Source organism: Kribbella sp. CA-253562 (assembly GCF_050942265.1).
In the GTDB taxonomy this organism is placed as follows: Bacteria; Actinomycetota; Actinomycetes; order Propionibacteriales; family Kribbellaceae; genus Kribbella.
Map to the genome: position 1 here is coordinate 3,545,827 of NZ_CP192049.1, position 12,843 is coordinate 3,558,669.

Genomic DNA, 12,843 nt, shown 5'->3' on the forward strand with positions numbered 1-12,843 from the left:
GCGTACTCGCTACTCCGCGGCCAGCGCCTCCAGTACGCCGTCGCCGTACTTGGCCAGCTTGTTCTCACCCACGCCGCTGATCCTGCCCAACTCGGTCAGCGAGCTCGGCAGGTCGGTCGCGATCTGCCGCAGCGTCGCGTCGTGGAAGATCACGTACGCCGGGACCCCCTGCTCCTTGGCGGTCGCGGCGCGCCAAGCGCGCAACCGCTCGAACACCGGCGCCGCCTCGGCCGGCAGGTCGACGACCTTCTTCTTGCCACCACCCGACGACAACCGCGATCGGACCGCCCGTTCGGGCTCGCGACGCATCATCACCTCGCGACGCCGGCCGAGCACCTCGGCGCTCTCCGGGGTGAGCACCAGCGTGCCGTAGTCGCCTTCGACGGTCAGCAGCCGCTGGGCCAGCAACTGGCGGATCACCCCACGCCACTCGGTGTCCTTCAGTTCGGTCCCGATCCCGAAGACGCTCAGGTCGTCGTGGCGGAACTGCTTGACCTTCTCGGTCTGCTTGCCGAGCAAGATGTCGATCACCTGGCCGGCGCCGAACTTCTGGTTCCGCTCGTGCTGCAGCCGGTACACCGTCGACAGCAGCTTCTGCGCCGGGATCGTGCCGTCCCACGACTCCGGTGGGGTCAGGCAGGTGTCGCAGTTTCCGCAGGGCTCTCCCTGCTGACCGAAGTACGCGAGCAGCTGGACCCGGCGGCACTGCACGGTCTCGCAGAGGGCGAGCATCGCGTCGAGATGTGTGCCGAGCCGGCGCCGATGCGCGGCGTCGCCCTCGGAGGTGTCGATCATCTTGCGCTGCTGCACAACGTCCTGCAGCCCGTACGCCAGCCAGGCGGTCGAGGGCAGTCCGTCGCGACCCGCGCGACCGGTCTCCTGGTAGTACCCCTCGACGGACTTCGGCAGATCCAGGTGCGCGACGAACCGCACGTCCGGCTTGTCGATGCCCATGCCGAACGCGATCGTCGCGACCACGACCAGGCCGTCCTCGCGCAGGAAGCGGGACTGGTTCTTCGCCCGGGTCCGGCTGTCCAGGCCGGCGTGGTACGGCACGGCCTCGATCCCGTTCTGGGTCAGGAAAGTGGCGGTCTTCTCGACGCTGTTGCGGGACAGGCAGTAGACGATGCCGGCGTCGCCCTCGTGCTCGGTGCGCAGCAGCTCGAGCAGCTGACGCTGCGGGTTGTCCTTCGGGACGATCCGGTACTGGATGTTCGGGCGGTCGAAGCTGGCGACGAAGTGCTTGGCCTCGGTCAGGTTGAGCCGGGTGGCGATCTCGGCGTGGGTCGCCTCGGTCGCCGTCGCGGTCAGCGCGATCCGCGGTACGTCGGGCCAGCGCTCGTGCAGCTCCGACAGCATCAGGTAGTCGGGCCGGAAGTCGTGTCCCCACTGGGACACACAGTGCGCCTCGTCGATCGCGAACAACGAGATCTTGCCCTGGTCCAGCAGTCGCACGGTCGACTCGACCCGCAGCCGCTCCGGCGCGAGGTAGAGCAGATCGAGCTCACCGGACAGGAAGGCCTGCTCGACCTCGCGGCGCTGCTCGAAGTCCTGTGTCGAGTTCAGGAAGCCGGCCCGGACGCCGAGCGCGGTGAGCGCGTCGACCTGGTCCTGCATCAGCGCGATCAACGGCGAGATCACCACGCCGACGCCGGACCTGACCAGCGCCGGGATCTGGTAGCACAGCGACTTGCCGCCACCGGTCGGCATCAGGACGAGCGCGTCACCACCACCGACGACCGTCTCGATGATGTCGCGCTGCTGCCCGCGGAACGCGTCGTACCCGAACACCCGGTGCAGGACCTGCAGGGCTTCGGAGTCTGGCAGTTCCGGTGTCGTTTCGGCCACACGGCGATTCTACGGAGATCGGTGGACCCGCGGTGGGCCCCTGTGGATTACGGGGCTTCCCCGGCGTAGGTGCCGACGCTCCATGCGTTGCCCTCGAAGTCGGTGACGCTGAAATTGCGCGATCCGAAGTCCTCGTCGCGCATCTCCCGCAGCACCTTCGCACCGGCCGCGATCGCCTGTGGATAAAGGGAATCGGGGTCGTCGTGAACGAGATAGATTCCTTGTGCCTGGTCGACGAACCGGTCGAACTCGTTGGGTTCGGCATGGCGATCGACCGAGCTGACCATCACCCCACCACCGTGCGGCCACAGCAGTTCGGCGTGCGCGATCGATCCCTCGGCCTCGCCGGGGTAGGAGGCGGCCACCGTGAACCCCAGCCCTTCGGTGAGGAACTTCAGTGCAGCCGGCCCGTCGCGGTAGATCAGCGTCGGCCAGACGCCGATCCTCACTGTGTTCTGTGTCGTGTTCATACCTGCGACTCTGCCTGCTCCAGGGCGGGCCCGTCTTGAACGTATGGGAGTTCCTCGGTCATCCACTGCCGCGGCGAGCAGCCGGCCAGCGCGTTCCACTCCCGCGAGAGGTGCGCCTGGTCGGCGTAGCCGAGATCGGCGGCGAGGTCTGCCAGTTTCGTCTGCGGCGAGCGCTTCAGGCGTCGTACGGCCTGCTCGAAGCGCATCACGCGGGCCGCGACCTTCGGTGGGAGGCCGTATTCCTGGCGGAAGCGTTCGGTGAGGTGCCGCCGGCCCCAGCCGACCTCGGCCGCCAGATCCTGTACGCCGACGCCGCCGCCGGTCTGTGCCAGCCGTTGCCAGGCCCAGCTGAGCTCCGCGCGCGGCTCGGGCACGGGTTCGTCGCGCCACGCTTCGAGCAGCAGTTGCTCCACGATCGCGAACCGCTGGGCCCAGTCGGGTGTCTCGCGCAGCTGCTCGGCCAGTTGACGAGCCGGCCGGCCGAGCACGTCATCCAGCGGGACAACCATCGACGCGAGTTCTCCGGGTGGCAGGCCGAGCAGCGCGCGACTGCCGGCCGGCGTGAGCGCGAACTGAAGCCCGGCCTGGTTGGGGGACTGGCCGATGCTGACCGCGGTCGAGTGCAGCCCGCCGGCCAGCGTCTCGAACTTCTGCGCCGGCGCGCCCGGCCACGCGATGCCCAGCGGTTCGTCCAGCGTGATCACCACGGTCAGCGAACGGGAGGGCAGTCCCCGGTGCAGCGCAGGCGGATCACCGCGGTAGGCATAGCCGATCAGGTCGTCGAGGTACGGGCGCAGGGCGGGGTGCGCCCGGTGCACGTGCAGCTCGAGATCCTCCATCCGCCCAGGCTAAGACGCGCCCAGGACAAAAGCTCCCACTCAGCCCGGCCGGCGGGCGACCACGAAGCGGCCGAAGTCGGTCGGCGCCAGCCGCTCGACCTCGAAGCCGGCCGCCGTCGCCTCCTCGGCCAGTTGCTCCGCCGTCCGGCCGAAGGGCACGCCCCAACCCTGAGCGACCAACCGCCTCAGCGTGTACGCCGGCCGGTCGGTCTCCTCGGGCAGCGGCTCCATCTCCTGCATCAGCAGCAACCCGCCGGGCTTCACCACGCGCAGCAGCATCGCTAGCGTCGCCGCGCGGGTCTGCTCAGGGAAGAACGGCTGAGCCCAGAAGGCGCCGCCGAAGGCGTCCGGCTCGTCCAGGTCCCGCGCGTCCATCACCCGGATGTCGACCCGGTCCGTCACCCCTTGTGCCTCGGCCCGCCGGCTGGTTTCGGCGGCGACCGTTGGTACCAGTTCGATCGCCACGGCCTCGAAATGCGGGAGCAGCGAGGCCATGGTCAGCGTCGCGCAGGCGACACCGCATCCGACATCGAGCCACTTGTCCATCTTCACTATGTCGGTCAGCTCGGGCAGTTGCGGGAGCAGCGTCTGCTCGTACAGGGTCTTCGTCACGTCGCCGGCCGCGCCACCGGCAGCGCGGGCGACCACGAGTGCGTCCGGCTCGGTCAGCGGCAGCGGTCCGGGTTCCTCCACTGCAGTCCGGGTCAGCCGGGACATCAGCTCGGATCGATCGAGCAGGTCGTCCAGCCCGATCCAGGCGTCCTCCGCGGCCAGCGCCTCGAACGACGGGGTCAGCCGCACGGTCCCGATCTGCTGCTCGACGATCCCGTGCGACTCGAGAACAGCCAGTACGTCGGTCAGCCGCGCGGGCGGGAGACCGGCGAAGTCGGCCAGCACGGCCAGGTCCCGCGGTTGGCGCAGGAATCGTGTCCAGCCGCGATCGCACAGCGTGGTGAGCAGGGCCATGATCTGCGCGCCGTAGGCCCAGGTCTCAACTTGTTCGCGCGCGGCGTCGGCCTGAGCGAATCGCTCCAGCGGTTCGGCTCGGTCGGTCGTTGCGGGCTCGGCGGCTACGGCTTCGTCACGTGTGTTCACGGGGACAAGATGCGGGCGGCCACCGGAAGTTCGAAGCACCGTGGTGTGGCCTCGGTCACGCCCGTCGTGCGGACCTCGGTGCGGCGAGCTCGCCGACAGCTGAGTCGAGCCGTGGTGCGCTCAGCTCGGTCAAGCTGGGAGCGCGTACTGCTCGGCCGGCCGTGAGGGATGGAAGAGCCGGCAACGTTCGATCCGGCCCGCACGGAGTTCCTGGACCCAGACCACAGTCGGCGGGCAGTGCAACGGGTCGTCGGGCGGGTTGATCAGGTCGATTTCGCTCACGGTCAGATCCCGCGCCGCTAGAACGTTCGTCACCCTGCCCCGGACGCCGTCGGCCATGTCCTGGTCCATGCCGCGCACGAAGTAGTCGAACCCGGTCGTCCGTTGCTCGCGCGACCAGACGAACTCCGCCTCCGGCGACCAGAACTCGGTCAGCATCGTCAGCAGTTCGCCGCGCTCCGTCGCCGCGAGGGTCTCCTCGATCTCGCGCCGACGTTGCCCGGCGAGGTCAGCGGCATCGTCGTACGCGTCGTCCGCCGTGGCCAGCAGGCTGGTGGTCAGCTGCGCGCGTGCCTCGGACAGCCGGCTGCGGACGGTGCCGATGGGGACACCGCAGAGTTCCGCGATCTCCCGGTACGCCGTGACGCTGCTGAAGTGCCGCAGTACGAGAACCATGCGCAGCGGTGGCGAGAGGCGGTCCAACGCGTGCCAGACCCAGTCGCGGGAGGCGTGCCGGTCGAGCAGTTCGGCGGGGTCGGGCTCGGCGGACGAGAGCGTGGCGGCCCGGTGGTCGTCGAGGGGGAGTGGGTGCCGGGCGCGCAGTTGCATGCGGCAAGCATTCCGAACCACCATCCGCAGCCACGCGCCGACCGCGTCGGGGTCGCGCACATCGCCGATCCGGGCCAGCGCGACCGTGAGGGCTTCCTGCACCGCGTCCTCGGCGTCGGGACCGTAACCGAGCAGCTGGATCGCCACCGCCGTCATCCGGGGCCGGTGCCGGGTCAGCAACTGGCCGAGGGCAGCGATGTCGCCGGCCTGCGCCGCCGCCACCAGCTCGGCGTCCCCCAGGCCGCGAGTGTTCATGCCCATCACGATACGACTTGTCCCGGGCGGACCCTGGCGACTCGTCCTGGGCGGACCTGACGACTCGTCCCGGGCGGGCCCGACGACTCGGTCTGGCGGGCCGGACGGTCGGCGGATGCCGGGATGTGGGACCGGCGTTTCGGCATCCGGACGGGGAGTGGCACCATGCTAGGGAGCAGTCCGAGTAGCGAGGAGACACCGTCGTGCCCGCATTGAGGTCCCGTACCGTCACCCACGGCCGCAACATGGCGGGCGCTCGCGCCCTCATGCAGGCCTCCGGGGTAGCCCGGGAGGACTTCGGCAAACCGATCATCGCCGTGGCCAACAGCTTCACCGAGTTCGTGCCCGGTCACACGCATCTGCAGCCGGTCGGCCGGATCGTGTCCGAGGCGATCCACGCGGCCGGTGGCATCGCGCGCGAGTTCAACACGATCGCGGTCGACGACGGCATCGCGATGGGCCACGGCGGCATGCTCTACAGCCTCCCGTCACGCGACCTGATCGCCGACTCGGTCGAGTACATGGTCGAGGCGCACTGCGCCGACGCGCTGATCTGCATCTCCAACTGCGACAAGATCACCCCGGGCATGCTGATGGCCGCCCTGCGGCTGAACATTCCGACCGTGTTCGTCTCCGGCGGCCCGATGGAGGCCGGCCGGGCCACCCTGGTCGACGGCACCGTGCGCAAGCTGGACCTGATCGACGCGATGTCCGAGGCGGTCAACGAGAACGTCTCCGACGCCGACATCCAGCGGATCGAGGAGAACGCCTGCCCGACCTGCGGATCCTGCTCCGGCATGTTCACCGCGAACTCGATGAACTGCCTGACCGAGGCGATCGGCCTGTCGCTGCCCGGCAACGGTTCGGTGCTGGCCACGCACACCGCCCGCAAGGCCCTGTACGAGAACGCCGGCCGCACGGTCGTCGAGATCACCAAGCGGTACTACGACACCGACGACCAGACCGTGCTGCCGCGCAACATCGCCTCCCGCGCCGCGTTCGAGAACGCGATGGCGCTCGACATCGCGATGGGCGGTTCGACCAACACGATCCTGCACCTGCTGGCCGCGGCGCAGGAAGCCGAGGTCGACTTCGGCCTGGACGACATCAACGCGGTCTCGCGCCGGGTGCCGTGCCTGGCCAAGGTCGCGCCGAACGTGGCTCCGGGCGGCACGTACTACATGGAGGACGTGCACCGGGCCGGCGGGATCCCCGCGATCCTCGGTGAGCTGTACCGGGCCGGCCTGCTGAACGAGAACGTCCACACCGTGCACAGCGACTCGGTCGACGAGTGGCTGAAGACCTGGGATCTGCGTGGCGGTTCGCCGTCCGCGGAGGCCGTCGAGCTGTGGCACGCGGCGCCGGGCTGTGTCCGGTCGGCGACGGCCTTCTCGCAGTCGGAGCGGTGGGAGACCCTCGACACCGACGCGGCCGGCGGCTGCATCCGCGACCGCGAGCACGCGTACTCCACCGACGGCGGCCTGGCGGTGCTCAAGGGCAACCTGGCCGAGGACGGCTGCGTGGTGAAGACCGCCGGCGTCGACGAGTCGATCTGGACCTTCCAGGGTCCGGCCGTCGTCTGCGAGTCGCAGGAGGAGGCCGTCGAGAAGATCCTCGCCAAGCAGGTCCAGCCGGGCGACGTCGTGGTGATCCGGTACGAGGGACCGAAGGGTGGACCCGGCATGCAGGAGATGCTCTACCCCACGTCGTTCCTGAAGGGCCGCGGCCTGGGCAAGGTCTGCGCGCTGGTCACCGACGGCCGCTTCTCCGGCGGTACGTCCGGGCTGTCCATCGGGCACGCCTCACCCGAGGCGGCCTCCGGCGGCACGATCGCGCTGGTCCAGGACGGCGACCAGATCCGCATCGACATCCCGAACCGCTCCATCGAGCTGCTCGTCGACGAGGCCGAGCTCGAGTCCCGCCGTACAGCGCTGAACGGCGTGTACGCCCCGAAGGCGCGCGACCGCAAGGTCTCCCAGGCCCTGCGCGCCTACGCCGCGATGGCCACCAGCGCCGACAAGGGCGCGGTCCGGGACGTCAGCAAGCTCGGCTGAGTTCTCCTACCGCTGCGTGCGTCCGAAGAACTGTGCGCTCTTGGTCACGGTTCTTCGGATGCTGCTGTCGGCGGGCGTCAGACGAGGACGGCGGCCTGACCAGGGCGGGGAAGTGCTTCGGCCTGACCAGGGCGGGGAAGTACTTCAGGCGACGACGAGTCGCGGCCGCGGGCTCAGAGCAGTTCGAGGTCGAAGGCGAGGGTGACGGCTTCGGTGAGGGCCGGTTCCTGGTCGGGCAGCAGGTAGCCGATCAGGCGGCCGAGCTGGACCTTCGGGATGGTCTGGATGTTGTCGCAGCTGATCGCGCTGGGGTGGTCGAGTCCGTTCTGCGGACCGACGAGGACTTCCGTGGAGAGGCCCCGGATGGTGCTGGTGATGGGTGCCACCGTCACGTTGGTGAGACGGGGGCGGATCAGTTCGCGGGTGAGGACCACCACCGGGCGGGGTTTGTCGAGGCGGGCGATGTGGAGCGGGCGCATCAGTCGAGGTCGGTGAGCACGGTTCCGCCGGCGCTCGCGGCCAGGCCGTCGAGGTCGGACGGTTCGCCGTACTCGGCGAGCAGCGCGAGATCGCGCGCGGCCAGCTCGCGGCGGCGCTCGCGCTCCATCGCCCGGGCCACCACGGAGGCTCGGGACGGCGCCTTGTTGTCGTCGACGAGCCGGTCCATGAACTCGACCAGCTCGTCGGGCAGGCGTACGGTGATCTGCTTGCTCATACCACGACGATACCACTGTGGGATTCACCCCGGTATGGCTCAGTTCGGGTGCATCGTCGCCCAGGACATGTCGGTGTCGGGCAGCGACGGGATCGCGGCGATGGCGGACAGCTCGTTGTCGAGCAGACCGATCAGGTGCGCCAGCCGGGTGGTGGTGTCGGGAGCTTCGAGCAGCTTCTGGCGTTCGGGGGTGAGCAGGGTGGTGGCGGCCGACATCAAGTACGACAGGGTGCCGGGGTCGTCGGGCAACGAGCCGATGTGCAGACCGGGGCGGGAGATCTCGGTCACCGCGGCGGCGTAGCGGCGGAAGCGCTGGACGGCGATCATCGCCGTACCGAGCGGGTCGTCGCCGAGTTCCTCGGCCAGCCACTCGACGTCGGCGACCAGGTAGTCGCCGGTGCTGTCCAGCTCGTCGACCTTGAACCGGCGGTTGCCGGTCAGCGTCACCTCGACCGGACCCTCGTCGTCGGGATCCAGCGTGATCTCGGAGATCGTGGCCGCGCAGCCGGTGCCGTACAGCGAGCGGAAGACCCGGTCGCCCAGCTCGTAGCCGTCCCGGACCGCGATCGCGCCGCACGCCAGCTCGCCGCCGTTCTCCACCAGATCGCGGATCACCGACCGCCCCTGGACGTCCGTGATCGGCAGTGGGAGCACCAGCCCCGGAAAGATCACCGTCTCGACGGTGAGCAGCGGCAGCCGAGAGTCCATACCGTCGAGCCTAGGGCAACCATCCACAGGTTGTACGCCGAGCCACGGCCCGGAGGTTTCACAGGGTGTACACCGAGCCACTGGCCGAGGGTGGCGACCACTAGACTGGGCCGCATGATTCGCCGCGTCGACCTGCGGGGCCGAGTGGCGGCCGGAGAGCTCGTTGATCTCCCTGCCGAAGTTCACGCCCTGGTGCCCCGAGCCGTGTTCGACGTCGAGAAGGCTCTCGACGTCGTCCGACCGATCTGTCTGGACGTCCGGCATCGTGGTCTCGAGGCGATCAGGGAGTACGGCGAGAAGTTCGACCAGGTCCGGGTGGACGACCTCCGGGTCCCCGCCGAGGCGCTGAAGACGGCGCTGGAGGAGCTCGACCCGACGGTGCGTGCTGCCTTCGAGGAGTCGATCCGCCGGGTCCGCGAGGTCAGCGAGGACGAGCTCGGCGGCGACGTCGCGTCCGAGCCGGCGCCGGGTGGGCGGGTGACCCAGCGACTCGTGCCGGTCCAGCGCGTCGGCCTGTACGTGCCGGGCGGTCGCGCGCCGTTGGCCTCCAGTGTCGTCATGAACGTCGTACCGGCCCAGGTTGCCGGAGTGCCGTCACTGGCCGTTGCCTCGCCGCCGCAGAAGGAGTTCGGTGGTTTGCCGCACCCGACGGTGCTGGCGGTCTGCGCGATGCTCGGCATCGACGAGGTGTACGCGATGGGCGGCGCGCAGGCGATCGCCGGGTTCGCGTACGGCTTCGACGGGTGCCGCAAGGTCAACCTGATCACCGGCCCGGGCAACATCTACGTCGTCGCGGCCAAGCGGTTCCTGCTCGGCCAGGTCGGCATCGACTCCGAGGCCGGCCCGACCGAGATCGCCGTGCTGGCCGACGCGACCGCCGACCCGGCGCACGTCGCCGCCGATCTGATCAGCCAGGCCGAGCACGACCCGATGGCGGCCAGCGTGCTGGTCACGCCGAGCGAGTCGCTCGCGGCGGCGGTCGAGGCCGAGCTGCCCGGGCAGGTTGCCCGGACCAAGCACGCCGAGCGTGTCACCGAAGCGCTCGCCGGGCAGCAGTCCGCCATCGTGCTGGTCGACGACCTCGACCAGGGCGCCGCGCTGGTCGACGCGTACGCCGCCGAGCACCTGGAGATCCAGACCGAGGACGCCGAGCAGCGGGCCGCGCTGATCAACAACGCCGGTGCGATCTTCGTCGGTGGCTGGTCGCCGGTCTCGCTGGGCGACTACTGCGCCGGATCGAACCACGTGCTGCCCACCGCGGGCTGCGCGTGCCACTCGTCCGGCCTGTCGGTGCGCAGCTTCCTCAAGGCGATGCACGTGGTGAACTACAGCCGCGAGGCGCTGCAGGAGGTCGCCGGTCACGTCGTCGCGCTCGCGCACGCCGAGGACCTGCCCGCCCACGGCGCCGCCGTGTCCGCGCGCTTCCCCGACGCCGCCGCCACCGGCGACGCGAACGCCGCGTCCGGCGACGAGAACGCCAGGTCCCTGTCCGGCGACCTGGCCGAGATCGCCGCGTCCACCCGTTCCGCCGGGGACAGCTGATGGGCCGCTTCGACGGGCTGCCGATCCGCGACGAGCTGAAGGCCTTCGAACCGTACGGCGCACCGCAGCTCGACGTCCCGGTCCTGCTCAACGTCAACGAGAACCCGTACCCGCCGAGCGAGGCCGTCGTCGCGGACATCACCGCGTCGGTGGCCGCGGCCGCCGCGGGGCTCAACCGCTACCCCGACCGCGAGTTCATGGAGCTGCGCGCCGACCTGGCGGCCTACCTCGGCCGGGAGTCCGGGGCGCACCTGACCGCCGAGCAGCTCTGGGCGGCCAACGGGTCCAACGAGGTCATGCTGCATCTCCTGCAGGCCTTCGGCGGTCCGGGCCGGACGGCGCTGTCGTTCGCCCCGACGTACTCGATGTACCCGGAGTACGCGCGCGACACCAACACCGGCTGGGTCGTCGGCCGCCGGTCGCACGACTTCACCCTCGACCAGAGCAAGGCGCTGGCGGCGATCTCGCGGCACCGCCCGTCGGTCGTCCTGCTCGCCTCGCCGAACAACCCGACCGGTACGGCGCTGCCGATCCAGCTGATCGAAGCACTCGCCGGCCGGACCGCCTCGATCGGCGCGGTGCTGGTGGTCGACGAGGCGTACGCGGAGTTCCGCCGGGAGGGGACACCGAGCGCGGTCAGCCTGCTGCCGGCGTACCCGAATCTCGCGGTGGCGCGGACGACCTCGAAGGCGTTCGCGCTGGCCGGCGCCCGGGTCGGTTATCTTGCCGCGAGCAAGCAGTTGGTCGACGCGCTGCGCATCGTGCGGCTGCCGTACCACCTGTCCGCGGTGACCCAGGCGGTCGCGCGGGCGGCGCTGCGGCACTCCGACGAGCTGCTCGGCCGGGTCGGCCAGCTGCGCGTCGAGCGGGACGAGACCGTCGAGTGGCTGCGGGCGCAGGGTCTGCGCGCGGTCGACTCGGATGCGAACTTCGTCCTGTTCGGCACGTTCGCCGACCGGCACGCGGTCTGGCAGGCGCTGCTCGACGACGGCGTCCTGATCCGGGAGACCGGGCCGGACGGCTGGTTGCGGGTCTCGATCGGCACCGGCGCCGAGATGGCGGCGTTCCGCGCGTCGCTGGAGAAAGTTCTGAAGACCGACGTGGGAAGGCAGTCATGAGTCGCACAGCCCGGATCGACCGGGAGACCAGCGAGTCCAAGGTGCTGGTCGAGCTCGACCTGGACGGCACCGGCCGGGCCGACATCTCCACCGGGGTCGGCTTCTACGACCACATGCTCAACGCGCTGGCCAAGCACGCGCTGCTCGACCTGCACGTGAACACGGTCGGCGACCTGGAGATCGACGCGCACCACACCGTCGAGGACACCGCGATCGGTCTCGGCCAGGCGCTGCGCGAAGCCCTCGGTGACAAGAAGGGCATCCGCCGGTTCGGCGACGCGACCGTGCCGCTGGACGAGGCGCTCGTGCACTGCACGGTCGACCTGTCCGGCCGGCCGTACTGCGTGCACACCGGTGAGCCCGACGGTCAGGTCTACGCGATCATCGGCGGCGACTACGCCGGTTCGCTGACCCAGCACGTGTTCGAGACGCTCGCGTTCAACGCGGCGATCTGCATTCACATCCGGGTGCTGTCCGGGCGCGACCCGCACCACATCGTCGAGGCGCAGTTCAAGGCGTTCGCGCGGGCGCTGCGCGACGCGGCCGAGCTTGACCCTCGCCAGCCCGGAATCCCTTCCACCAAGGGCGCCCTGTGAGGGAACCCCGATGAGGAAAGCACTGTGAGCAAGAAGGTCGTCCTGCTCGATTACGGCTCGGGCAACATCCGCTCCGGCGAGCGCGCCCTGCAGCGCGTCGGCGCCGACGTCACCGTCACGTCGGACTACCAGCAGGCGCTGGACGCCGACGGGCTGCTCGTCCCCGGTGTCGGTGCTTTCGAGGCCTGCATGACCGGACTGAAGTCGGTCCGCGGCGACGTCGTGGTGGACAAGCGCCTGACCGGCGGCCGCCCGGTGCTCGGCATCTGTGTCGGCATGCAGATCCTGTTCGCGAAGGGCATCGAGCACGGCGTCGAGACCGAGGGCTGCGAGCAGTGGCCCGGCACCGTCGAGCGGCTGCGGCCCGAGGGCACCGAGCCGGTCCCGCACATGGGCTGGAACACCGTCGACGTACCGTCCGGCAGCACGCTGTTCGAGGGCATCGAGAAGGAGCGCTTCTACTTCGTGCACTCGTACGGCGTCCGCGAGTGGCAGCTCACCGACGCCCGCGAGTCGGTCGCGCCGAAGGTCACCTGGACGTCGTACGGCGGTGACCGCTTCGTCGCCGCGGTCGAGAACGGGCCGCTGTCGGCGACCCAGTTCCACCCGGAGAAGTCCGGCGACGCCGGCGCCGACCTGCTGGCCAACTGGGTCCGCTCGCTCTGACCGCCAGGTAGGCCGTTCGTACCCAGGCGTCGCCCTGGTTCACTCCTGACCAGGGCGAACGCCGCCCGGGTACGCGATCACGGTTCGGGCATCGGCGTCCGATTTCCGG

Annotated in this window: 12 protein-coding genes and 1 pseudogene; 5 read left to right on the top strand and 8 right to left on the bottom strand. The window is 70.1% G+C overall.

Annotated features, from left to right (window positions below; genetic code table 11):
• Positions 1-9: 9 nt before the first annotated feature.
• The 5 genes from recQ to ACQPXM_RS16870 form a co-directional block, all read right to left on the bottom strand.
• Complete coding sequence (gene recQ / locus ACQPXM_RS16850) at positions 10-1,848, bottom strand: DNA helicase RecQ (RefSeq protein ID WP_432949591.1); 1,839 nt, start codon at positions 1,846-1,848, stop codon at positions 10-12.
• 47 nt (positions 1,849-1,895) lie between these two features.
• The gene (locus tag ACQPXM_RS16855; RefSeq protein ID WP_432949593.1) at positions 1,896-2,318 is read right to left on the bottom strand and encodes a VOC family protein; all 423 of its coding nucleotides are present in this window, start codon (positions 2,316-2,318) and stop codon (positions 1,896-1,898) included.
• Positions 2,315-3,157, bottom strand: coding sequence for a helix-turn-helix domain-containing protein (locus ACQPXM_RS16860; RefSeq protein ID WP_432949595.1), 843 nt, complete (start codon positions 3,155-3,157; stop codon positions 2,315-2,317). The genes ACQPXM_RS16855 and ACQPXM_RS16860 overlap by 4 nt, the downstream gene beginning before the upstream one ends.
• 39 nt (positions 3,158-3,196) lie before the next feature.
• Positions 3,197-4,252: an SAM-dependent methyltransferase gene (locus ACQPXM_RS16865; protein ID WP_432949597.1), complete on the bottom strand. Its 1,056-nt coding sequence runs from the start codon at positions 4,250-4,252 to the stop codon at positions 3,197-3,199.
• A 129-nt stretch (positions 4,253-4,381) separates the two neighbouring features.
• Positions 4,382-5,335: an RNA polymerase sigma factor gene (locus tag ACQPXM_RS16870; protein ID WP_432949599.1), complete on the bottom strand. Its 954-nt coding sequence runs from the start codon at positions 5,333-5,335 to the stop codon at positions 4,382-4,384.
• Positions 5,336-5,538: 203 nt separating this feature from the next.
• On the opposite strand from ACQPXM_RS16870, the gene ilvD reads away from it, so the two are divergent.
• Complete coding sequence (gene ilvD / locus ACQPXM_RS16875; protein ID WP_432949601.1) at positions 5,539-7,389, top strand: dihydroxy-acid dehydratase; 1,851 nt, start codon at positions 5,539-5,541, stop codon at positions 7,387-7,389.
• 173 nt (positions 7,390-7,562) lie between these two features.
• Here the strand turns inward: ilvD and ACQPXM_RS16880 are convergent, their stop codons facing one another.
• Genes ACQPXM_RS16880 through ACQPXM_RS16890 form a run of 3 tightly spaced genes read right to left on the bottom strand, consistent with a single transcriptional unit; the run spans position 7,563 to position 8,812 of the window.
• Entirely contained in the window at positions 7,563-7,868 is a 306-nt protein-coding gene (locus ACQPXM_RS16880) for a type II toxin-antitoxin system PemK/MazF family toxin (protein ID WP_432949603.1), read from the bottom strand.
• Positions 7,868-8,104 carry a ribbon-helix-helix domain-containing protein gene (locus tag ACQPXM_RS16885; RefSeq protein ID WP_077016778.1) on the bottom strand — a complete coding sequence of 79 codons (237 nt, stop codon included), beginning with the start codon at positions 8,102-8,104 and terminating at the stop codon, positions 7,868-7,870. Before ACQPXM_RS16885 ends, ACQPXM_RS16880 begins: the two co-directional genes overlap by 1 nt.
• A 39-nt stretch (positions 8,105-8,143) precedes the next feature.
• Complete coding sequence (locus ACQPXM_RS16890) at positions 8,144-8,812, bottom strand: LON peptidase substrate-binding domain-containing protein (protein WP_432949605.1); 669 nt, start codon at positions 8,810-8,812, stop codon at positions 8,144-8,146.
• Positions 8,813-8,926: 114 nt separating this feature from the next.
• Here ACQPXM_RS16890 and hisD point away from each other — a divergent pair.
• The 4 genes and pseudogenes from hisD to hisH all read left to right on the top strand — a co-directional run.
• Positions 8,927-10,234 (top strand): annotated as a pseudogene (hisD, locus tag ACQPXM_RS16895) (histidinol dehydrogenase); the annotation flags it as partial.
• A gap of 119 nt (positions 10,235-10,353) precedes the next feature.
• Entirely contained in the window at positions 10,354-11,472 is a 1,119-nt protein-coding gene (locus tag ACQPXM_RS16900) for a histidinol-phosphate transaminase (protein ID WP_432949607.1), read from the top strand.
• Entirely contained in the window at positions 11,469-12,068 is a 600-nt protein-coding gene (hisB, locus tag ACQPXM_RS16905; protein ID WP_077016775.1) for an imidazoleglycerol-phosphate dehydratase HisB, read from the top strand. Before ACQPXM_RS16900 ends, hisB begins: the two co-directional genes overlap by 4 nt.
• Before the next feature lie 24 nt (positions 12,069-12,092).
• Entirely contained in the window at positions 12,093-12,734 is a 642-nt protein-coding gene (gene hisH, locus ACQPXM_RS16910) for an imidazole glycerol phosphate synthase subunit HisH (protein ID WP_432949609.1), read from the top strand.
• Positions 12,735-12,843: the final 109 nt, after the last annotated feature.